Origin of the sequence: Aphanothece microscopica RSMan92 (assembly GCF_046613545.2) — a bacterium.
Classification (GTDB): Bacteria; Cyanobacteriota; Cyanobacteriia; order PCC-6307; family Cyanobiaceae; genus NIES-981.
Map to the genome: position 1 here is coordinate 1 of NZ_JBKKKY020000482.1, position 480 is coordinate 480.

General features: G+C 67.9%; 1 protein-coding gene. It reads left to right on the plus strand.

The window, feature by feature from the left end; translation table 11 throughout:
- Positions 1-407 (plus strand): TlpA family protein disulfide reductase (locus tag ACLD7X_RS18650; protein ID WP_411425170.1); only part of this gene is annotated, 407 nt, incomplete at its 5' end.
- Between the last annotated feature and the right edge of the window lie 73 nt (positions 408-480).

Here is a 480-nt window from a genome sequence, read left to right on the forward strand (position 1 = left end):
CCTTCGCCGACGGCGCGGGAAAGCCCCTGAAGCTCAGCGACTGGAAAGGCCGTGTGGTGCTGATCAACCTCTGGGCCACCTGGTGCGCCCCGTGCCGGAAGGAAATGCCGGATCTGGCCAAGCTCCAGACGGAGCTGGGCTCCGGCGAGTTCGAGGTGGTGGCGATCAGCGTCGACCGGAAGGGGGCGGAAGCCTCCTCCGCCTTCCTGAAGGAGACGGGGTCGGACGCGTTGAAGCTCTATGTGGAGCCGACCACCAGGATCGTCGGCGAGTTGCAATCCGCGGGGCTTCCCGCCACCATATTGGTGGACCGCCAGGGGCGCGAGGTCGGCCGGCTGCTGGGTCCCGCCCATTGGGCGGCGCCTGAGGCCTTTGCCCTCGTCAGGGCCGCGCTCGAACAGAAATAGAGCGCACCGTTCCCCCTCCTGGCGTCATCCCGGCGCAGGCCGGGATCCAGCCTTCGGTTCACAATGAGGGGAG